The 20,565-nt window shown below is 69.4% G+C and carries 20 protein-coding genes and 1 tRNA gene; 12 read left to right on the top strand and 9 right to left on the bottom strand.

The window, feature by feature from the left end; translation table 11 throughout:
- Positions 1–14: 14 nt before the first annotated feature.
- From lpdA to Tsedi_RS01670, 3 genes are all read left to right on the top strand, one after another.
- On the top strand, positions 15–1,442 hold the full coding sequence (gene lpdA / locus Tsedi_RS01680; protein ID WP_143892916.1) for a dihydrolipoyl dehydrogenase: 1,428 nt from the start codon (positions 15–17) through the stop codon (positions 1,440–1,442).
- Between the two features lie 85 nt (positions 1,443–1,527).
- Positions 1,528–2,619 (top strand): cell division protein ZapE, encoded by a 1,092-nt coding sequence (gene zapE / locus Tsedi_RS01675; protein WP_246099137.1) that lies wholly within the window; start codon positions 1,528–1,530, stop codon positions 2,617–2,619.
- 157 nt (positions 2,620–2,776) lie between these two features.
- Complete coding sequence (locus Tsedi_RS01670) at positions 2,777–4,849, top strand: putative bifunctional diguanylate cyclase/phosphodiesterase (RefSeq protein WP_185970541.1); 2,073 nt, start codon at positions 2,777–2,779, stop codon at positions 4,847–4,849.
- A gap of 137 nt (positions 4,850–4,986) precedes the next feature.
- Here the strand turns inward: Tsedi_RS01670 and Tsedi_RS01665 are convergent.
- The 3 genes from Tsedi_RS01665 to Tsedi_RS01655 form a co-directional block, all read right to left on the bottom strand.
- A tRNA-Ser gene (locus Tsedi_RS01665) sits at positions 4,987–5,077 on the bottom strand.
- A gap of 30 nt (positions 5,078–5,107) precedes the next feature.
- Positions 5,108–6,028, bottom strand: coding sequence for an SPFH domain-containing protein (locus tag Tsedi_RS01660; protein ID WP_143892910.1), 921 nt, complete (start codon positions 6,026–6,028; stop codon positions 5,108–5,110).
- Between the two features lie 44 nt (positions 6,029–6,072).
- Positions 6,073–6,507: an NfeD family protein gene (locus Tsedi_RS01655; RefSeq protein WP_143892908.1), complete on the bottom strand. Its 435-nt coding sequence runs from the start codon at positions 6,505–6,507 to the stop codon at positions 6,073–6,075.
- A gap of 31 nt (positions 6,508–6,538) precedes the next feature.
- Between Tsedi_RS01655 and Tsedi_RS01650 the strand changes: the two genes are divergently transcribed.
- The 4 genes from Tsedi_RS01650 to Tsedi_RS01635 all read left to right on the top strand — a co-directional run bounded on the left by Tsedi_RS01650 (position 6,539) and on the right by Tsedi_RS01635 (position 11,966).
- On the top strand, positions 6,539–8,830 hold the full coding sequence (locus Tsedi_RS01650) for an arginine/lysine/ornithine decarboxylase (protein ID WP_143892906.1): 2,292 nt from the start codon (positions 6,539–6,541) through the stop codon (positions 8,828–8,830).
- A gap of 171 nt (positions 8,831–9,001) precedes the next feature.
- Complete coding sequence (locus Tsedi_RS01645; RefSeq protein ID WP_143892904.1) at positions 9,002–10,291, top strand: YncE family protein; 1,290 nt, start codon at positions 9,002–9,004, stop codon at positions 10,289–10,291.
- Positions 10,288–11,688, top strand: coding sequence for a GTP-binding protein (locus tag Tsedi_RS01640; protein ID WP_143892902.1), 1,401 nt, complete (start codon positions 10,288–10,290; stop codon positions 11,686–11,688). Before Tsedi_RS01645 ends, Tsedi_RS01640 begins: the two co-directional genes overlap by 4 nt.
- 53 nt (positions 11,689–11,741) lie before the next feature.
- The gene (locus Tsedi_RS01635) at positions 11,742–11,966 is read left to right on the top strand and encodes an HP1242/YdcH family protein (RefSeq protein WP_143892900.1); all 225 of its coding nucleotides are present in this window, start codon (positions 11,742–11,744) and stop codon (positions 11,964–11,966) included.
- Positions 11,967–11,975: 9 nt separating this feature from the next.
- Here the strand turns inward: Tsedi_RS01635 and Tsedi_RS01630 are convergent, their stop codons facing one another.
- Complete coding sequence (locus Tsedi_RS01630; RefSeq protein ID WP_143892898.1) at positions 11,976–12,623, bottom strand: C40 family peptidase; 648 nt, start codon at positions 12,621–12,623, stop codon at positions 11,976–11,978.
- 75 nt (positions 12,624–12,698) lie between these two features.
- On the opposite strand from Tsedi_RS01630, the gene Tsedi_RS01625 reads away from it, so the two are divergent.
- From Tsedi_RS01625 to soxX, 5 genes are all read left to right on the top strand, one after another.
- On the top strand, positions 12,699–13,304 hold the full coding sequence (locus Tsedi_RS01625) for an isochorismatase family protein (RefSeq protein WP_143892896.1): 606 nt from the start codon (positions 12,699–12,701) through the stop codon (positions 13,302–13,304).
- A gap of 219 nt (positions 13,305–13,523) precedes the next feature.
- Positions 13,524–13,985: a thiosulfate oxidation carrier protein SoxY gene (soxY, locus tag Tsedi_RS12260; RefSeq protein WP_221934180.1), complete on the top strand. Its 462-nt coding sequence runs from the start codon at positions 13,524–13,526 to the stop codon at positions 13,983–13,985.
- A 45-nt stretch (positions 13,986–14,030) separates the two neighbouring features.
- On the top strand, positions 14,031–14,342 hold the full coding sequence (gene soxZ, locus Tsedi_RS12255) for a thiosulfate oxidation carrier complex protein SoxZ (protein ID WP_143894210.1): 312 nt from the start codon (positions 14,031–14,033) through the stop codon (positions 14,340–14,342).
- Between the two features lie 41 nt (positions 14,343–14,383).
- On the top strand, positions 14,384–15,184 hold the full coding sequence (gene soxA / locus Tsedi_RS01615; RefSeq protein WP_143892894.1) for a sulfur oxidation c-type cytochrome SoxA: 801 nt from the start codon (positions 14,384–14,386) through the stop codon (positions 15,182–15,184).
- A gap of 13 nt (positions 15,185–15,197) precedes the next feature.
- The gene (gene soxX, locus Tsedi_RS01610; RefSeq protein WP_425472709.1) at positions 15,198–15,854 is read left to right on the top strand and encodes a sulfur oxidation c-type cytochrome SoxX; all 657 of its coding nucleotides are present in this window, start codon (positions 15,198–15,200) and stop codon (positions 15,852–15,854) included.
- A 109-nt stretch (positions 15,855–15,963) separates the two neighbouring features.
- On the opposite strand, the gene Tsedi_RS01605 is transcribed toward soxX, so the two are convergent.
- Genes Tsedi_RS01605 through Tsedi_RS01585 form a run of 5 tightly spaced genes read right to left on the bottom strand, consistent with a single transcriptional unit; the run spans position 15,964 to position 20,540 of the window.
- Positions 15,964–16,680 (bottom strand): ABC transporter ATP-binding protein, encoded by a 717-nt coding sequence (locus Tsedi_RS01605; RefSeq protein ID WP_246099136.1) that lies wholly within the window; start codon positions 16,678–16,680, stop codon positions 15,964–15,966.
- On the bottom strand, positions 16,677–17,426 hold the full coding sequence (locus Tsedi_RS01600; protein ID WP_143892890.1) for an ABC transporter ATP-binding protein: 750 nt from the start codon (positions 17,424–17,426) through the stop codon (positions 16,677–16,679). The genes Tsedi_RS01605 and Tsedi_RS01600 overlap by 4 nt, the downstream gene beginning before the upstream one ends.
- The gene (locus tag Tsedi_RS01595) at positions 17,419–18,456 is read right to left on the bottom strand and encodes a branched-chain amino acid ABC transporter permease (RefSeq protein ID WP_143892888.1); all 1,038 of its coding nucleotides are present in this window, start codon (positions 18,454–18,456) and stop codon (positions 17,419–17,421) included. The genes Tsedi_RS01600 and Tsedi_RS01595 overlap by 8 nt, the downstream gene beginning before the upstream one ends.
- A gap of 11 nt (positions 18,457–18,467) precedes the next feature.
- A complete protein-coding gene (locus tag Tsedi_RS01590; RefSeq protein WP_143892886.1) occupies positions 18,468–19,331 on the bottom strand; it encodes a branched-chain amino acid ABC transporter permease in 864 nt (287 codons plus the stop codon).
- Between the two features lie 21 nt (positions 19,332–19,352).
- Positions 19,353–20,540 carry an ABC transporter substrate-binding protein gene (locus Tsedi_RS01585; protein WP_143892884.1) on the bottom strand — a complete coding sequence of 396 codons (1,188 nt, stop codon included), beginning with the start codon at positions 20,538–20,540 and terminating at the stop codon, positions 19,353–19,355.
- Between the last annotated feature and the right edge of the window lie 25 nt (positions 20,541–20,565).

Raw genomic sequence — 20,565 nt, 5'->3', positions numbered from 1 at the left:
GAGCACCCGACATCATGAGCCAGACCTTCGACATCGTCGTCATCGGCGCCGGCCCGGGGGGCTACATCGCCGCCATCCGCGCCGCACAGCTCGGCTTCAAGGTCGCCTGCATCGACGAATGGAAGAATGCCGCCGGCGGCCCCGCCCCGGGCGGCACCTGCACCAACGTCGGCTGCATCCCGTCCAAGGCGCTGCTGCAGTCCTCGGAGTACTTCGAGCACGCGCGGCTGCACTTCGCCGAGCACGGCATCAGCACCGGCGCCGTGCGCATCGACGTGCCGCAGATGATCGCGCGCAAGGACGCCGTCGTGAGGCAGAACAACGACGGCATCCTGTACCTGTTCAAGAAGAACAAGGTGACCTTCTTTCACGGCCGCGGCTCGTTCGCGCGCGCGCTGGAGGGCGGCTACGAGATCGCCGTCAGCGGGGCGCAGCCCGCCACGCTGCAGGCGCGCCACGTCATCGTGGCCACCGGTTCGCGCGCGCGCGCGCTGCCCGGCGTGCCGTTCGACGAGGAGCGCATCCTCTCCAACGACGGCGCGCTGCGCCTGCAGGCGGTGCCGAAGCGGCTCGCCATCATCGGCGCCGGCGTCATCGGGCTGGAGATGGGGTCGGTCTGGCGTCGCCTCGGCGCGGAGGTGACGATCCTGGAGGGTCTGCCGACGTTCCTGGCCGCCGCCGACGAACAGATCGCCAAGGAGGCGAAGAAGGCGTTCGACAAGCAGGGCTTGAAGATCGAGCTCGGCGTCAAGGTCGGGGAGGTCAAGGCGACCAGGAAGGGCGTGGCGATCGCCTACACCCAGGCCAACGGAGCCGAGGTGACGCTGGAGGCCGACCGTCTGATCGTCTCGATCGGCCGCGTGCCCAACACCGAGGGGCTCAATGCCGAGGCGGTGGGCTTGAAGCTCGACGAGCGCGGCGCCATCGTGGTCGACGAGCAGTGCCGCACCAACCTGCCCGGCGTGTGGGCGGTCGGCGACGTGGTGCGCGGCCCGATGCTGGCGCACAAGGCCGAGGAGGAGGGCGTCGCGGTGGCCGAGCGCATCGCCGGCCAGCACCCGCACGTGGACTTCAACACCATCCCGTGGGTGATCTACACCAGCCCCGAGATCGCCTGGGTCGGCCAGACCGAGCAGCAGCTCAAGGCCGCCGGGCGTGCCTACAAGGCCGGAACCTTCCCGTTCATGGCCAACGGACGCGCACGCGCGCTGGGCGACACCACCGGCCTGGTCAAGATCCTGGCCGATGCCGTCACCGACGAGATCCTGGGCGTGCACATGGTCGGGCCGATGGTCTCGGAGTTGATCGCCGAGGCGGTGGTGGCCATGGAGTTCAAGGCCAGCGCCGAGGACATCGCGCGCATCTGCCATGCGCACCCCTCGCTGTCGGAGGCGACCAAGGAGGCGGCGCTGGCGGTGGACAAGCGCACGCTCAACTTCTGAGGCCGTGACCGCAGGCCGGGTGAGCACAGCCGAGCAGGCGGTCGCGTCCGTCTCCGCCCCCGCCCCGGATCCGACGTGGGGGCCGGTGCGGCGGGCCTACGAGGCGGCCTTGGCGGCGCACGGCTATGCCAGCGACCCCGCGCAACTGCGCGGGGTCGAGGCGCTGGAGCGCTGCGCCGCGCAGTGGACGCACTTCAAGCAGCGCCGCTCCAACGCCCTCAAGAAGCTCATCAACCGCCTGCCGATTCCGCGCGGGGTGTACCTTTGGGGCGGCGTGGGGCGCGGCAAGAGCTTCCTGATGGATTGCTTCTATCAGGCCGTGCCGCTGCGGCGCAAGACGCGGCTGCACTTCCATGAGTTCATGCGCGAGGTGCACCGGGAGCTGGCGCACCTGCAGGGCACGGTCGATCCGCTCAAGGCGCTCGCGCGCCAGATGGCGCAGCGCTACCGCCTGATCTGCTTCGACGAGTTCCACGTCGCCGACGTCACCGACGCGATGATCCTGCACCGCCTGCTGGAGGCGATGCAGGCGCACGGCATCGGCATGGTGACGACCAGCAACTTCCACCCCGACGGGCTGTATCCGGACGGGCTGCATCGCGACCGCATCCTGCCGGCCATCGAGCTGCTCAAGCGCACGATGGAGGTGGTCAACGTCGACCACGGCGTGGACTACCGCCGGCGTGCGCTGGAGCAGGTACGCACCTATCTCACGCCACTGGGCGAGGCCGCCGAGCGCGAGATGGAGGCGATCTTCGAGCAGCTCGCCGAGGCGCACGACGAGGATCCGGTGCTGCGCATCGAGGGGCGCGAGATCCGCGCCATCCGCCGCGCAGGCGGGGTCGTGTGGTTCGACTTCCGCACGCTGTGTGGCGGACCGCGTTCCCAGAACGACTACCTGGAGCTGGCCAGTCAGTTCCACACCGTGCTCGTCAGCAACGTGCCGGTGATGCCGCCCAACATGGCCTCGGCGGCGCGGCGCTTCACGTGGCTGGTGGATGTGCTGTACGACCGGCGGGTCAAGCTCATCGTCTCGGCGGCCGAGCCGCCGGAGCAGCTCTACACCGAGGGGCCGCTCGCGCACGAATTCCCGCGCACCGTCTCGCGCCTGACCGAGATGCAGTCGCGCGAGTACCTGGCGTTGCAGCGGCGCGACGTCGACACGGCCTTGACCTAGGCCGGCGCCTGCCGCCGCGCCCGCACCGCGGACATGACCGCGAAGACGCCGCTAGCATAGCGCCATGCCGTGGCGTCCCGCATCCGCTGTGCCGGCGGAGGAAACCTCCAGCATCCCTCCCGGGGCGGGCTGTCCGGTCGCCGCGTGGGCGGAGGCGATGGCCGGCTGTGACCAGCCGGCCTACGTGCTGGCGCTCGACGGGCGTTTCCTGTGGGTCAACGCCGCTTGCGAAGGCCTTTTCGGGCGCCCTGTGCCCGAGCTGCTGCGCCTGCGGTTTCAGGATCTGACGCATCCGGACGACCATGCCGGCGACCGCCAGCGCATCGGCCGGCTGATCGCCGGCGAGGTGCGCTGGCTGCAGGTGGACAAGCGCTTCGTGCGCCCGGACGGCGCCAGCGTCTGGGTGCGGCTCAACGTCCATCGACCGTGGCGCGAAACGTCCGCCGCCCGTCCCGAACTGGACGAACGCCTGCTCGTGCTGGCGCGCGAGATCGGCCTCGACGACGCCGGCCGCGAGGCCCTGCGCCGCAGCGAGCGGCAGCTGAGCCTGGCGCTGGAGGGCAGCCGAGCCGGCTCGTGGGACTGGAACCTGCAGACCGACATCGTCGAGTACTCGGCCAGCTTCGCGCGCCTGCTGCGCTACGAGGGCGACGACTTCCATCGCGACTTCCTGTTCCGCGACCGGTTGCACCCCGCCGACCGCGAGCGCGCGCTGGCCGCGGTGCAGCGCGCGCTGGCGACCTCGGAGGCGTTCGACGAGGCCTACCGCCTGCGCTGCTTCGACGGCCGCTGGCGCTGGTTCCGCGGGCGGGGCATGGCCATCCGCGACGCCCAGGGCGTGGCGCGCCACTTCAGCGGCATCCTGTTCGACTGGCAGGATCAGCGCCGCCAGCAGCTGCTGTTGCGCCGCAGCGAGCGCCGCATGGCGCACCTGGCGCGCCACGATCCCCTGACCGGCCTGCCCAACCGCCTGCTGTGGAACGAGTGCCTGCGCGGTGCACTGGCCGAGGCCCAGCGCCACGGCGAGCGGCTGGCGCTGCTGATGCTGGACCTGGACCGCTTCAAGGACGTCAACGACACGCTCGGCCACGCCACGGGCGATGCGTTGCTGGCCGTCGTCGGCGCGCGGCTGCGCAGCCGCCTGCGCGAGGGCGACACGCTGGCGCGCCTGGGAGGCGACGAGTTCGTCGTGCTCATGCGGCGGCTGCGCGATCCGGCCGACGCCGCGGCACTGGCGCGCGACATCGTCGAGACGCTGGCCCGCCCCTGGGTCAGTCCCGTGGGGCACGAGATCCAGATCGGCACCAGTGTCGGCATCGCGGTGGCACCGGAGCACGGCACCGAGGCCGAGACGTTGATGGGCGCGGCCGACGCGGCCCTCTACCGCGCCAAGGAGCTGGGGCGGGGCACCTTCGCCTACTTCACGCAGGAGCTGACGCAAGCGGCGGCGCGGCGCATGCGGCTCGAGTCCCGCCTGCGCCGGGCGGCGGGTGAGCAGCGGCTGAGGGTGGTGGTGCAGCCGCAGCACCGCTTCGGTGATGCGGCCCCGTGTGGGGGTGAGGCGCTGCTGCGCTGGCACGACGAGGAGCTCGGTGCCGTCTCGCCGGCCGAGTTCATTCCGGTGGCCGAGGCATGCGGTCTGATCGAGCCGATCGGCCGCTGGGTGCTGGAGCAGGCGCTGGGCATCGTCGCCACCTGGCGCCAGGCGGGCTGGCGTGACGCGCGCATCGCCGTCAACGTCTCGGCGCGCCAGTTCAGCCGGGGCGACCTGGTCGCGACGGTGCAGGCCGCGCTGGCGCGCCACGGCCTGGGCGGCGACGCGCTGGAGCTGGAAGTAACCGAGTCCGTGCTGGTCGATTCCGGCGCCGAGGTCGCCGCCGCACTGGCGCGCCTGCGCGCGATGGGCGTGATCATTGCCATCGACGATTTCGGCATCGGCTACTCGTCCCTGGGCTACCTGCAGCGGTTGCCGGTGGATGTGATCAAGATCGACCGCAGCTTCGTGCGCGGCCTCGGACGACCGGACGGGGACGCGCGTCTGTGCGCCGCCATCGTCGCGATGGCGCACCACCTGCACCTCGGCGTGGTGGCCGAGGGCGTGGAGACCGCCGCCCAGCACGACGCGCTGCAGGCCATGGGCTGCGACCGCTACCAAGGCTACTGGCAGGATGGGCAGCCGACCGAGGCGATGGAGGTGCTGGCACGGTGGCGACGGGCGTCAACCGTCTGACCGGTCGATCGGGGCGCTTGCCTGCGGACAGCCTCCCCGCCGCGCAACGCCAAGCCCGATCCGGCTCGCAGCGAACGCAGGCCCGGTCGGGCCATGCGTCAGGCACTGCGCCGCCCGGTGGCGGATCAGACCGGATGTGGCGGAGAGAGGGGGATTCGAACCCCCGAGGGGCTTTGGACCCCTACACGCTTTCCAGGCGTGCGACTTCGACCGCTCATCCATCTCTCCGCGTCGAGGGATGGCATTGTACACCGGCGCTCAGGTCGACGGGGTGCGGCTGCCCTCGATCAGCTTCATCGCCGAGCCGATGAGCGTGGCCACTTCGGTCATGTTGCCCGGCACGATGAGGGTGGTTTTGGCGTCGTGGGCCACGCGCGCGTAGGCCTCGACGGCCTTTTCCGCCACTTTCAGCTGGACGGCCTGCTCGCCACCGGGCTGGCGAATGGCGGCGGCGATGCGCTCGATGGCCTGCGCGGTGGCCTCGGCCACTTCGCGGATCGCGGCGGCCTCGCCCTGGGCCTGGTTGATCGCGGCCTGCTTCTCGCCCTCGCTCTTGGCGATGAAGGCGGCGCGCTCGCCCTCCGCGAGGTTGATCTGCTCCTGCCGCTTGCCCTCGGAGGCGGCGATCAGCGCGCGCTTTTCGCGCTCGGCGGTGATCTGCGCCTGCATCGCGCGCAGGATCTCCGCCGGCGGCGTCAGGTCCTTGATCTCGTAGCGCAGCACCTTCACGCCCCAGTTCAGCGCCGCCTCGTCGATGGCGTTGACGACCTGGGCGTTGATCATCTCGCGCTCCTCGAAGGTCTTGTCCAGCTCCAGCCGGCCGATGACGCTCCTCAGCGTCGTCTGCGCCAGCTGCGTGATCGCCAGCACGTAATTGGAGGAGCCGTAGCTGGCGCGCATCGGGTCGGTGACCTGAAAGTAGAGGATGCCGTCGACCTTGAGCTGGGTGTTGTCCTTGGTGATGCAGATCTGCTCCGGCACGTCCAGCGGAATCTCCTTCAGGCTGTGCTTGTAGGCCACCTTCTCGATGAACGGCAGGACGAAGTTGAGGCCCGGGGCCAGGGTGCGGTCGTAGCGGCCCAGCCGCTCGACCACCCAGGCGGTCTGCTGCGGCACGACCTTGATCGACTTGACGACGAAGACGAGCGCGACGATGACGAGGACGATGGCGATTTCCATGAGGGGCTTTCGGTCGACGGAGGAGGACGGATCGGGGCAGGGGTTCAGGGATGATCCAGGGGTTCGATGACGAGCCGGTTGCCATGCACCGCTCGGATGCGGTGCGGGCCGGGCTGGCGCTGGAGGTGCGGCGCGGCGGCGACGGCCAGCCACTCGGCGCCGCGGTAGCGCACGTGGGCCGTGCCGTCGGGCAGCCAGCCCTGCACCTGCACGGTCTGGCCGACGTCGAGCACCACGCCCGGGTCGGTTTCGGGACTGGCGCGGCGGCGGCGCAGCCGCACCCACGCCCAGCCGCCCGCCGTCAGCAGCGCGCACAGCCCCGCGGTCAGCAATTGGCCGCTGAGGGCCAGCCCCGCGTGCACGGCCACGGCCCCCGCCGCGGCAGCCAGCGCCAGCATCAGCAGGACAAAGGTGCCGGACAGCAGCTCGGCCGCCACCAGCAGCCCGGCCAGCACCCACCACAGCGTGGCGTCATCCATCGCTCACCCCTTTGGCCTACACTCGCGCTCCATGAAATTCCGCTTCCCGATCGTCATCATCGACGAAGATTACCGTTCCGACAACACGTCGGGGCTGGGCATCCGCGCCCTGGCGCAGGCGATTCAGAACGAGGGTTTCGAGGTCGTCGGCGTGACCAGCTACGGCGACCTGAGCCAGTTCGCCCAACAGCAGAGCCGCGCCAGCGCCTTCATCCTGTCGATCGATGACGAGGAGGTCAGCGGCAACCCGGAGGAAGACCCGGCGGTGCAGAACCTGCGCGCCTTTGTGCAGGAGGTGCGGCGGCGCAACGCCGAGGTGCCGATCTATGTCTACGGCGAGACGCGCACCAGCCGCCACCTGCCCAACGACATCCTGCGCGAGCTGCACGGCTTCATCCACATGTTCGAGGACACGCCGGAGTTCGTCGCGCGCCACATCATCCGCGAGGCCAAGGCCTACCTCGAATACATCCAGCCGCCGTTCTTCAGGGCGTTGCTGGACTACGCCGAGGACGGCTCCTACTCCTGGCACTGCCCGGGCCACTCGGGCGGGGTGGCGTTCCTCAAGACCCCGGTGGGGCAGATGTTCCACCAGTTCTTCGGCGAGAACATGCTGCGCGCCGACGTCTGCAACGCGGTGGAGGAGCTGGGTCAGCTGCTCGACCACAACGGCGCCATCGGCGAGAGCGAGCGCAACGCCGCGCGCATCTTCAACGCCGACCACTGCTTCTTCGTCACCAATGGCACCAGCACCAGCAACAAGATGGTCTGGCACCACACGGTGGCCCCGGGCGACGTGGTGGTGGTGGACCGCAACTGCCACAAGTCGATCCTGCATTCCATCATCATGACGGGGGCGATCCCCGTCTTCCTCAAGCCCACGCGCAACCACTACGGCATCATCGGGCCGATCCCGCAAAGCGAGTTCGAGCCGGACAACATCCGCGCCAAGATCGCCGCACACCCGCTGCTCAAGGGGGTGGATCCGGCCAGCGTGCGGCCCAAGATCCTGACGCTGACGCAGTCCACCTACGACGGCGTGCTCTACAACACCGAGACGATCAAGCAGATGCTGGATGGCTTCGTCGACAACCTGCACTTCGACGAGGCGTGGCTGCCGCATGCGGCGTTCCATCCGTTCTACGGAACCTACCACGCGATGGGGCGCAAGCGGGCACGCCCCAGGCATTCGGTGGTGTATTCGACGCAGTCGATCCACAAGCTGCTGGCCGGCATCAGCCAGGCGTCGCAGGTGCTGGTGCAGGACTCGCAGACGCAAAAGCTCGACCGGCACCTCTTCAACGAAGCCTACCTGATGCACACCTCCACCAGCCCGCAGTACAGCATCATCGCCAGCTGCGACGTGGCGGCGGCGATGATGGAGCCGCCCGGCGGCACCGCGCTGGTGGAGGAAAGCATCGTCGAGTCGCTCGACTTCCGCCGCGCGATGCGCAAGGTGGATGCGGAATTCGGGCCGGACGAGTGGTGGTTCCAGGTCTGGGGACCCGAGGAGCTGGCCGAGGAGGGCATCGGCCAGGCCAGCGACTGGGTGCTCAAGCGCACCGACGCCGACGGCGTGCAGACCAGCGACGGCGAAGACGCCTGGCACGGGTTCGGCGACATGGCGCCGGGCTTCAACATGCTGGACCCGATCAAGGCCACCATCATCACGCCGGGCCTCAACCTCAAGGGCGACTTCGCCCCCACCGGCATCCCGGCCAGCATCGTCACCAAGTTCCTGGCCGAGCACGGCGTGGTGGTCGAAAAGACCGGGCTGTACTCGTTCTTCATCATGTTCACCATCGGCATCACCAAGGGCCGCTGGAACACGCTGCTGACCGCGCTGCAGCAGTTCAAGGACGACTACGACAAGAACCAGCCGATGTGGCGCGTGATGCCGGAGTTCTGCCGCAAGCAGCCGCGTTACGAGCGCATGGGTCTGCGCGACCTTTGCCAGTTCGTGCACGGGATGTACGCGCAGTACGACGTGGCGCGGCTGAGCACCGAGATCTACCTGAGCGACCTCACCCCGGCGATGAAGCCCAGCGACGCCTACGCGCAGATCGCGCGCCGCAACACCGAGCGCGTGCCGATCGACGAGCTGGAGGGGCGCATCACCACCGCGCTGATCACGCCGTACCCGCCCGGCATCCCGCTGCTGATTCCGGGCGAGGTGTTCAACCGCCGCATCGTCGAGTACCTGAAGTTCTCGCGCGAGTTCAACGAGCGCTGTCCCGGCTTCGAGACCGACATCCACGGACTGGTGGTGGAGGAGGGCTTCGACGGACGCAAGCGCTACTTCGCCGACTGCGTGCGGGTGTGAACACCCGGTTCCAGAAGGAAAGGGATCGGGCCCACTCAGTGATTCCGCAGCTGGCGGGAGGCCGGGTAAATCCGGTGTCGAAAGGTTCCATTCGTATGTAACGATAGCGTTGCGCTCGCATGCAGCGCAACGACAACCCCAACGACAACCCCAACGACCGAGGAGACCCCCATGACGATCGATCGACGCCGCCTGCTGGCCGCCGCCGGCCTGTCCGCAACGCTGCCATGGTGGGCGCTGCCCGGTTGCGCCACGCTGGGCGCAGGCAGCGCGACGGTGCACCGGATGGTGTTTGCGCTGCGCGGCGATGGCGCCGTGGTGGCCATCGACTCGGAGACCGATGCCGTGGCTGCCCGCATCCCCACCGGCGGGGCCGGCGGTACGCTGGGCAGCCTGACGCCCGACGGACGCTGGCTCTACGTCGCCAACAACGCCGCAGGACAGCGCACGCTGGTCAAGATCGACACCCAGAGCCTGCGCGTCGCCGCCACCCTGGAGACCGGCAACCGGCCCAAGCATCCGGTCGTCTCGCCCGACGGCCGGCGCGTGGCCCTGAACCACTCGGGCGTGGACGGTGGCAAGATCCGCATCGCCTTCGTCGAGGTGGCCACCGACCGCGTCCGCACCGCCGAGATCGCGGTGCGCAACGCCCAGCACGGCGGCGACTTCAGCATGCACGGCGCCTGGCTGGCCGACGGACGCCATTACGCCATCGGCAACTACGCCGACAACGAGGTGGTGGTGATCGACGCGGAGACGCTGCAGCAGCACGTCGTCGCGGTGGAGGGCAATCCTCATTATTTCGACGTGCTGGGCCGGCAGCTGTGGGTGACGCTTGAGGCAGGCGAGCCCAAGAGCGCCCAGTCGCGCCCGGTGGTGGCGATCTTCGATGCCGCCAACCCGATGGGCCTGAAGCGCACCGGGGAGGTCACGATGACGCTGTCCGCGCACGAGACGGCCAACCCGGCGCGCATCGAGGGCCACCACGGCAACTTCACGCCCGACCGGCAGCGGTTCTTGGTCTGCAACCGCGGGGCAGGCAGCGCGCTGGAGGGCGGCTCGCTCGACGTCTTCGATGTCAACACCCGGCAGCGGCTGGCCCATCTCGAGCTCGGCATCAAGGGAGCCGGGCACGCCTACCTGACCCCCGACGGACGCCATGCGCTGGTGACGCAGTACAACGACACCCGCGTGCCGGTGCTCGACCTGCAGTCGCTGCGCGTCGTGGCAACGATCGACGCCGGCGGGGGAGGGCACCTGGGCCACGCCGCCTTCACGGCCGACGGCCGCAAGGTCTACCTCAACAACCGCAAGGGCGATGAAGTGCTGGTGGTCGACACCTCCCGCTGGGCCATCGTCAAACGCATCGCCACCGCCACCAGCGGTCAGGCGCAGGCCATGGTGCTCAACACCCACTACGGTGTCTTCGAGCGGGTGGGGCCGCGGGCACTGCTGGCATGAGGGTCGCCGACAGCCTCGACGCGGTCGTCGTCACGGGCTTTCTCGGCGCGGGCAAGACCACCTTCATCCTGCACGCGCTGCTGCCTTGGCTGGTCACCGAGGCCGAGCCCGTGCTGCTCGTCAACGATGCCGGCGAGGTCAACTTCGACGCCGAGCGGCTGGCCGTGGCGGGCGTGCCGCTGCTGTCGGTGGCCGGCGGCTGCGGTTGCTGCGAGCTGGCCGGCGCGATGGCCGACGCCATCGCGCAGCTGGCCGCCCAACCCCGGCGGCCGCTGGTGATCGAGGGCTCGGGCCTGGCCGCGCCGCAACCGTTGCTGCAGGCCCTGCGCGCGCACGGCCTGCACCGCATCGCCGTGCTGGGCCTCGTGCACGGCCCGACGGCGCAGCGGCGGCTGGCCGAGCCGCTGGCGCAGGCGCAGTTGGCCGCCGCCGACTGGCTGCTCATCTCGGCCGCCGACACGCTGTCGGGCAGACAGGCGAGCGAGCTGGCGCAGACGCTTGACCGGCTGCGCCCGCGGCCGGTCTCGTTCTGGAGTCTGGCCGGCGGCGTGGCCGACCCGCGCTGGCCCGCGGCGCTGCCGGCTCTGCTCGGTGAGGGTGGCCCTGAGGCCGCATCGATCGGCCCCGCGGCCACCCCCGAGGTTGCCCGCCGCACGCTGCGCCCGCGCGGCTGGGCGACGCGCGCGCAGTGGGAGGCCTGGCTGCAGGATCTGCCGACCGACCTCTGGCGGGTCAAGGGCTGTGTCGCCGTGACCGGGGCGGTCTGGCCGCAGGCGCTGGATCACAACGGCGGTGACGCGCCGAGCTGGCATGCCCTCGCCGAGCCGGTCGATCCCTACCTGGTGGTAATCGGCGCGCCGCGCAGCCTGCTGCAGCTGCCGCCGCTGCCCGAGGGGACGGCCGTCGACCTCGAGGACGATGCCGCATGGTGGCCAGGGGCGGCGGCCGACGGGCGGGGCGAGGCCGGCTGGTCAGGCGGAACGCCGCTTTCGCTGCGCGAGGCGGGGATGCGCTGGCTGGACGCGGTGGCGCACCCATCGCCGGCGGATCTGATCTGGTTGGCGCCCGGCTGGGACATGGAGCGGGGCGCGGAGCCGGTGCCGCCGCCGCAGGCGCGCGTGGAGTGGGATCGACTCGGCGAGCGGTTGCAGCGGTGGCAGCGCACGCATCCGACGGGGCGTTGGCTCGTGGGGGGCTGGCCGCTGGCTCACGTGCAGCAGCTGGCCGCACGTGCCGGCCTGCCGGCGCAGCGCGTCTGGCACGCCGGCCGCCACTGGGTCTGGCCCGATGCCGGCCTGTCGTGTCGGCTGCCGCAGCCACTGGGGGCCGCGGGGCGGTCGTCCGATTTGCGGCAGGTCAAGCCGGCAGCCGCCGTGCCGATCGATGCGGCCGCCTGATCCGTTACGATTGGATCGTTCATCCCATCCTGCACCGAAAGGGCGACCGCACCATGTTTCCCGAGTACCGCGACCTGATCAGCAAGCTCAAGACCACCGATCACCACTTCCAGCGCCTGTTCGACAAGCACAACGAGCTGGACGAGCGCATCAAGCGCATGGAGGAGGGCATCGAGCCCGGCACGCACGAGCAGATCGAGACGCTGAAGAAGGAAAAGCTGCTGCTGAAGGATCAGCTGTACGACATCCTGCGCAAGGCCGCCACCTCTGCGGCCTGACGCGACGCCTCACTCGGCGCGGGCCTGCAGCGCCGCGCCCGGCGTGACGCGGCGCGCGCCGTCGAAGCGGGCGCGCCAGTAGCTGCCGTCCAGGCGCTCCAAGCGCACCTGCGCCCCAGGGCGTGGCGAGTGGACGAAGCGCCCCTGTCCGACGTAGAGCCCGACGTGGCTGAAGGGGCGCCCCAGGGTGTTGAAAAACACGAGATCCCCAGGTCTGAGATCCTCGGGCTCGATCGGCTGGGTGGCGGCGGCCTGCTCTGCGGCGGTGCGCGGCAGCACCACTCCGGCACCCTCACGATAGGCGATCTGCACGAAGCCGCTGCAGTCCACCCCCTGTTCGTAATCGCTGCCGCCACGACGGTACGGCACCCCGACGTACGCCATCGCCACCACCAGCGCGTCGGCCTGAAGGTCCGGTCGCGCCGGTCTCGTCGGGCCCGCTTCGCCCGCCGGTGACGGCACGAGCGCATCACGGCGCCGCAGCCACTCGCCCAGCGGGTCGTCCGCCGGCACCGGGGGCGCCGCGGCGGCCTTGGCGGCCGGCGCCTGCGCCGCTCCCCCCGTGGCGCAGCCGGCCAGCAGCCACGCAAGCGCCCCGAGCGCCGCCAGCGCGGCGCGCGCCACATGGTCGGTGCGGAAGCTGGCCAGACGGAGCATGATGGCGGTTACGATACGCGCCCGTGCCCGGTTGCGTCAACCGGTTTGCCTTCACCACATTCTGGACGACCCCCGATGCTGTTGGATGCGAGCGACTGCCAGCTGGTGCTGGTCGACTATCAGGCGCGCCTGATGCCGGCCATCGAGCAGGGTGAGGAGGTGCTGGAGCGTGCGCGGCGCCTGGTGGCGCTGGCGCGGCTGTTCGAGGTGCCGGTCTGGGGCACCGAGCAGGATGCACGCAAGCTGGGCACCATGCCGCCCGAGCTGAGAGATGCCTGCATTGCGGTGCTGCCGAAGCAGGCGTTCGACAGCAGCGACAGCGCCCTGCTCGAGCTGCTGCACGGCGGCGCGGCCGCGCGACCCGTGGGCGGCAATGCGCGCAGCCTGCCCAAGCACCTGCGCAAGGTCGCCAGCCCCACGCGCACGACGGTGCTGCTGGCCGGCTGCGAGGCGCACGTCTGCGTGCTGCAGACTGCCTTCATGCTGCTGGAGCAGGAGGATCTGGAGGTGGTGGTGGTGACCGACGCCTGCGGCTCGCGCCGTGCGCGGGACCGTGACGCAGCCCTCGACCGGCTGGCCGCCGAGGGGGTGACGCTGGTCACCGTGGAAATGGTGGGCTTCGAGTGGCTGCGCACGGCGCGCGAACCCCGTTTCAAGGAGGCGCTGGCGATCCTGAAGTGAATCCCCGTCCAGCCGCTGCCGCACGGCGCCGCCCGTGCGCGGCTGCAGGGCGGTCAAGGCAAGGGATGGTCATAGCCCCTGTCTATCAGAGAGCAAGAATATTCCAATGTTTAGGGAAAATGCCCATCCCCCCGAAGGACGCGTTTGCGAATAATCATGCGCGAGAAGCGTTCAACCCAGTCGGGCGGCCTGCGGCCGCCGTGTCTCAAGGAGCAAGTCATGTCCATACGATCGAATCGCAGGCGCGCCGTGCTGAAGGCCGGCGGAGCCGTGGCGACGCTGGTGTCGCTGGGGCTGATCACGGCCGAGCAGGCGCTGGCGCTGCCGCGCGAGGCGTTTGCGAGCAAGAGCCTGGCCGAGGCGCTCAAGGCCATTGGCGGCGAGCCGGCCACGAACGACCAGGTGCAGATCATCTCGCCCGACATTGCGGAAAACGGCGCGGTGGTGCCGGTGGGGGCGGCCAGCAAGCTGCCCAACACGACGGAGATCTACCTGCTGGTGGAGAAGAACCCGACGCCGCTGGCGGCGGTGTTCATGATTCCGGCGGGCACGGAGGCTGACGTGCAGACGCGGCTGAAGATGGGGCAGAGCACCAATGTGCTGGCGGTGGTCAAGGCCGACGGCAAGCTGTACTCGGCGGTGAAGGAAACGAAGGTGACGCTGGGCGGCTGCGGCGGCTGACGGCGACGACCTGCCCAGAAGTCACAGAGACGAAGGAGAGCGAAGATGGCAGATCCGATGCGCATCCGTGCCAACGAGGCCGGTGGCGTGACGACGGTGCGGGTGCTGATGAGCCACCCGATGGAGCCCGGGACGCGGCGCGATGCGTCGGGCAACCTGGTGCCGGCGCACTACATCACGGACGTGGTGGCCACGCACAATGGGCGCGAGGTGCTCAAGGCGCAGTGGAGCGGGGCGGTGTCGCAGAACCCGTTCCTGAGCTTCAAGTTCAAGGGTGCGGCCAAGGGCGACAAGGTGGTGGTCAAGTGGACCGACAACAAGGGCGAGTCGCGCACCGACGAGGCCACCATCGCCTGAACTTTCTCATCATTCCCCACCGACCAGAGGGCAATCCCATGATGAAGAAGACAATGTTGGGTGCAGCTGCCGTGGCGCTGGTCCACGCAGCCGCCTGGAGCCAGGACATCGATGCCTCCAAAGGCATCGAGGAATACCGCGCGATGCTGCAGGACGGCAACCCCGCCGAGCTGTTCGAGGCCAAGGGCGAGTCGCTGTGGAAACAGAAGCGCGGCCCGAGGAACGCGTCGCTGGAGCAGTGCGACCTCGGCAAGGGTCCGGGCGTCGTCAAGGGTGCGTTCGTGGAGCTGCCGCGCTTCTTCCCCGACGCCGGCCGGGTGATGGACCTGGAAAGCCGCATCGTCTGGTGCATGGAGAAGCTGCAGGGGCTCGACGTCAGCGAGGTCAGCGCGCGCAGTTTCACCAAGGGGTTGACGGCGGATGTGGTCGCCATCGCCACGTGGGTGGCCTCCGAATCGAAGGGGATGCCGTTCAACCTGCCGTTCAACACGCAGGCCGAGCGTGACATGTACGAGATCGGCAAGCGGCTGTTCTTCATGCGCGGCGGCCCGCACGACTTCTCCTGCGCCAGTTGCCACTCCGAGGACGGCAAGCGCATCCGCCTGCAGGATCTGCCGAATCTGACCAAGAACCCGGGCGACGGTGTCGGCTTTGCGGCCTGGCCGGCGTATCGTGTCTCCAACGGCCAGATGTGGAGCATGCAGTGGCGCCTCAACGACTGCTTCCGCCAGCAGCGCTTCCCCGAGCCCAAGTTCGGCAGTGACGTGACCATCGCGCTGAGCATGTACATGGGCGTCAACGCCAAGGGCGCCAAGAACGCCGCCCCCGCCATCAAGCGCTGAATCAGGAGACGTCGTGATGAAGAAGACCCTTGTTGCCCTGAGCACGATCACCGCGGCCGCGCTGCTGGCCGGCTGCGGAACCGGTGCGCGCAGCGCGGCCGAGTACGACAAGATGACGGCCGAGGTGGTCAAGGCCTCGTTCGTCGAGCGTGGCATCGCCAAGCTCGACCGGCTGGAGCAGGACGAGGCACGCAAGGCGTGCTGGGAGTCCGAGGTGACCGGCAAGCCGCTCGATCCGAAGGTCGAGAAGGCCATCGAGGAAGCGGCGCTGAAGTCGGTCAAATGGCCCAGCGACGGCAAGTTCCTCGGGGACTGGCGCGAGGGCGAGAAAATCGCCCAGAGCGGCCGCGGCCTGACCTGGAGCGACAACGAGAAGACGGTCAATGGCGGCAACTGCTACAACTGCCACCAGATCGACAAGAAGGAGATCTCGTACGGCACGCTCGGCCCCAGCCTGTGGAACTATGGCAAGATGCGCGGCGTGACCGATCCCGACAGCCCGGCGGCCAAACCGATCATCGAGTACACGTGGGCCAAGATCTGGAACTCGCGCGCGTTCAATGCCTGCACGCGCATGCCGAGCGCCGGCCACCGCGGCATCCTGAACGAGCAGCAGATCAAGCACATCATGGCGCTGCTGCTCGATCCGAAATCGCCCGTCAACCAGTGACGCGGACGTGAGGGCGCGGGAGCATGGGGCCCGCGCCCTGCCTCCTGTGCCGGCAGGACCATCGGGGCCTGCCGGTTTTTTGTCTTCGGGCCGGGCAGGCGGCCGCGCGTCAGACGCCGAGGTGGCGCTCCAGCACGTCCGGGCGCGCCGTCAGTTCCTGTGACGCCCCCTCGAACACGACGCGCCCCTTGACCAGGATCACGTTGCGGTCGGTGATCTGGGTGACGTGGCGCCAGTTCTTGTCGACGATGATGCTGCTGATGCCGCTGTCGCGGATGAGGCGGCAGATGCGCCAGATCTCGCGCGCCACCAGCGGCGCCAGTCCCTCGGTGGCCTCGTCCAGGATCAGCAGGTCCGGATTCGTCATGAGCGCGCGGCCGATGGTCAGCATCTGCTGCTCGCCGCCGCTGAGCTGCTGCCCGCCGTGATCGAGCCGCTCGGCCAGGCGGGGAAACGTCTCGAGCACGCGCTCGAAGGTCCAGTCGCGGCGGCCATCGACCCCGGGGCGCGCGGCCATGAGGAGGTTTTCGCGGACGCTGAGGTTGCCGAAGATGCCGCGCCCTTCCGGCACGTAGGCCACGCCCAGACGCGCGATCTCGTACGTCGCCAGCCGCTGCGTTGCGCGGCCCTTGATGCGCACTTCGCCGGCGCTGGGCCGCACCAGCCCCATGAGCGTCTTCAGCAGTGTCGTCTTGCCCATGCCGTTGCGGCCCATCAGGCCGATGGTCTCGCCACGCCGCACGGTGAAATCGATGCCGTGCAGGATGTGGCTGGCGCCGTAGTGGGTGTGCAACCCGCGTGTCTCGATCAGCAGCGCCTCGCTCACGCATCCTCTCCCAGATAGGCGGCGCGCACGGCCGCGTCGGCGCGGATGGCGGCCGGCTCGCCCGTGGCGATCACGCGTCCGTTGACCATCACCGTCAGTTCGTCGGCAAGCGCGAAGACCGCATCCATGTCATGTTCGACCAGCATCACGGCATGGCCGCGCTTGATCGAGCGCAGCAGCTCGACGATGCGCTCGGCCTCTGCGGTGCCCATGCCGGCCAGGGGTTCGTCCAGCAGCAGCACTTGCGGCTCGGTGGCCAGCGTCATGGCGATCTCGAGCTGCCGCTGCTCGCCGTGGCTGATGGTGCCGGCGATGCGCTGCGCACGCGCGGTCAGGCCAGCCAGCTCCAGGGCCCGCTCGGCGCGCCGGTTGACGGTGGCCAGGCTGTCGGCGCGCGTCAGCCAGCGCGCCGCGCACGACGCGCGCGCCTGCGCCGCCAGGCGCACGTTCTCCCACACGGTGAAGGGAAGGAAGATGTTGGTCTTCTGGTAGCTGCGGCCGAGCCCGAGGCGGGCGATGGTTTCGGGCGCGGCGCCGGTCACGTCGCGTCCGCCCAGCAGCAGACGGCCGGCGGTGGGGGCGAGGTCCCCGGACAGCAGGTTGGTCAGCGTGGACTTGCCGGCCCCGTTGGGGCCGATGACGGCGTGCACGCGGTCGCGCCGCAGCGTCAGCGACACGCCGTCCACGGCGGTCAGACCACCGAAGCGCTTGGTCAGGCGCTGGGCCTCGAGCAGCACCTCAGCCATGCGGTCCTCCCTGCAGCGAGGTCTCGAGCCGCTGCGCGGCCGTGGCAGGGCGGCGCTGCAGCAGCCGCTGCCCCAGTCCGATCAGCCCGCGTGGCGCGACGAACACCACCAGCACGATGAACGCACCCATCAGCAGCTGCCAGTGCTTGGTCAGATCCTTGAACACATGCAGCAGGTACTCGAACGCGAAGGCACCCACGACGGCACCGGCGAAGTTGCCCATGCCACCCAGGATGACCATCATGATCGCGTGGGCGCTGTGATGAAAGCCGAGCAGCTCCGGGTTGACGAAGCCGGTCTGGGCCGCCCACAGGTAGCCGGCCAGGCCCGCGAGCGCGCCGGCCAGCGTGAAGGCGGCGAGTTTGTAGGCGAACGTGCCATGGCCGACGGCGCGCAGGCGGTGTTCGTTGACACGGATGCCGGCCAGCACACGCCCGAACGGCGAAAACAGCAGGCGGCGCAGAAACGCATAGACCCCCACCAGGCAGGCCAGTGTCAGGTAGTAGAACGTGACGGGGTTTTCCAGGTCGAGCAGCTGCCCCTCCCCGCCCAGCGCGGTGGACGGCTTGAACAGGACGTACAGGCCATCGGAGCCCCCCAGCGCCTTGTTGTCGAAGAACAGGTAGTACAGCATCTGGGCGAAGGCCATCGTGACCATGATGAAGTAGATGCCGCGGGTGCGCACGACGAAGAAGCCGATCACCAGCGCCGCCAGCGCCGAGGCGGCCACCGCGGCGGGCAGGGTCCACCACAGGCTGGGGGCGGCCGTCGGCGGCGTCAGGAACGCCAGCACGTAGCCGGCCAGGCCGAAGAAGGCGGCATGCCCGAGCGACACGAGCCCCGTGACCCCCTGCAGCAGATCCAGGCTCATCGCGAAGATGGCCAGAATCATCATCTGGGTCAGCATCTGGACGTAATAGCGTTCGTTCTCCAGGCCAAGCCAGGGGAAGGCCGCCAACGCCACGGCACCCAGACCGAGGGCGACTTGCAGGCCGCGTGGCAGCCGTTCGAGATGGGCGGAGGTCGACATGGGGAGCTCCGTCAGGGCTTGAAGAGGCCTTCCGGCCGGTAGAGCAGGACGGCAGCCATCAGCATGTAGGTCAGCATGCTGGCGATCTGCGGCAGCAGCACCTTGCCGAACGTATCCACCAGACCGACCATCAACGCGGCGACGAACGCCCCGCGCACCGAGCCGATGCCGCCGATGACCACGACGACGAAGCACATGATGAGCACGGGTGCGCCCATGTTGGGGTAGACGCTGGAAAGCGGCGCGGCGATCATGCCGGCCACGACGGCCAGTGCCACCCCGACCGCGAACACCACACCGTGCACGAGGCGGATGTTGACGCCCAGCGCCTCGGCCATCTCGCGGTTGAACGCCCCGGCGCGGATGCGCATGCCCAGACGCGTACGGGTGATGAGCAGGTACAGCGCCAGCGCCAGCAGCACGCACACGCCCATCACGAGGAGGCGGTAGACCGGGTAGGCCAGCGTGTCGGTCAACGCGATCGAGCCGTCCAGCAGCGCCGGCACCGGCACGGCGTGCACGTCATCTCCCCACAGCAGCGAGCGCACCTCCTCGAACAGGTAGATGAGGCCGAAGGTCAGCAGCACCTGATCGAGGTGGTCGCGGTGGTACAGATGGCGAAACAGCGCTCGCTCCAGCAGCCAGCCCAGCGCCAATGCCAGCACCGCCCCCAGCGCGATGGCCAGCGGCAGGCTGTCGAGCCGAGCCACCAGCCACCACGCGAGGTAGGCGCCCAGCATGTAGAAGCTGCCGTGGGCGAGGTTGACCACACCCATGATGCCGAAGATCAGCGTCAGCCCGGCGGCCAGCATGAACAGCAGCAGCCCGTACTGGATGCCGTTGAGCAGCTGAATCAGAACGTTGGCCAGATCCATGACGGTGGCGTCGGCGGTGCTTCAACCCATGCGGCAACCGGTGCCGGGATCCTCGAGCGCCTTGGCGGCGATGCCGATCACCTTGTTCTCGCGCCCGCGCACCTGGCGCAGGTAGATGTCCTGGATCGGGTTGTGCGCCTTGCTCATGCGCCACTGGCCGCGCGGGCTGTCGATGACGGCGCCCTCCAGCGCCGCGTAGAGGGCCTTCTTGTTGGACAGGTCGCCGCCGACCGCCTTGGCGCCGTGCAGCAGCAGCAGCCCGGTGTCGTAACCCTGCACGGCGTAGACGTCGGGCTGCAGCTTGAAGGTCTTGGCGTAGTTCAGGCGGAACTGCCTGTTGCGCGGAGTATCCAGCGCGTCGCTGTAGTGCAACGTGGTGATGACGCCCTCGGCGGCGTCCCCGGCCGCCTCCAGCACGCCTTCGGTCAGGAAGCCTGAACCGTAGAGCTGGATGCTGCGGTTGAGGCCGGCGGCGGCGTAGTCGCGCAGGAACTTGGCCGCGCCGCCGCCGGCGAAGAAGCAGGCCACCGCATCGGGCTTGAGCGCGGCGATCTCGGTCAGCAGGGCCTGGAACTCGACGTTGGGGAAGGGCAGACCGAGCTTCTTGACGATGGTGCCGCCGGCGGCGGTGTAGCTCTGCTCGAAACCCTCGAAGGCTTCTTCGCCGGCGGCGTAGTTCCACGTGATCCACACCGCACGCTTGTGGCCGCGCTCCACCATCGGCCGGCCCAGCGCCAGCGTCGGCTGCGCGTTGGTGAAGCTGGTGCGGAAGACGTTGGGCGCGCACTGCTGGCGCGTGGTGATGTGCGCGCCGGCGTTCGGGTTGAGGTTGAGCACGCCCGTTTCGCGCGCCACCTTGTGGATGCCCATCTGCACCCCGGAGTGCACGGTGCCGATCAGCACGTCGACCTTGTCGCGCTGCACCAGCCGGGTGGCGTTTTCCACCCCCTTGGCCGGGTTGGCCTCGTCGTCGACCTTGTAGAACTCGATTTCACGTCCGGCCAGCTTGCTGCCGGCCTCCTCCAGCGCCATGCGCACGCCGTTCTCGATCGCTACGCCGAGCTGCGCGAACGTGCCGGTGTACGGCAACATGAAGCCGATGCGCACGCGGGACGACTGGGCGCGCAGGATCTCGGGCAGCAGCAGCCCGGTGGCGGCGGTGCCGACCGCGGCGGCGCTGCGCGTCAGGACGACTCGGCGGGAAATCATGGTGCGGAACTCCTTTTCGGTTGGA

The sequence above is a fragment of the Tepidimonas sediminis genome, from assembly GCF_007556605.1.
GTDB lineage: Bacteria > Pseudomonadota > Gammaproteobacteria > Burkholderiales > Burkholderiaceae_C > Tepidimonas > Tepidimonas sediminis.
This window is presented reverse-complemented; position numbering and strand designations above follow the sequence as displayed.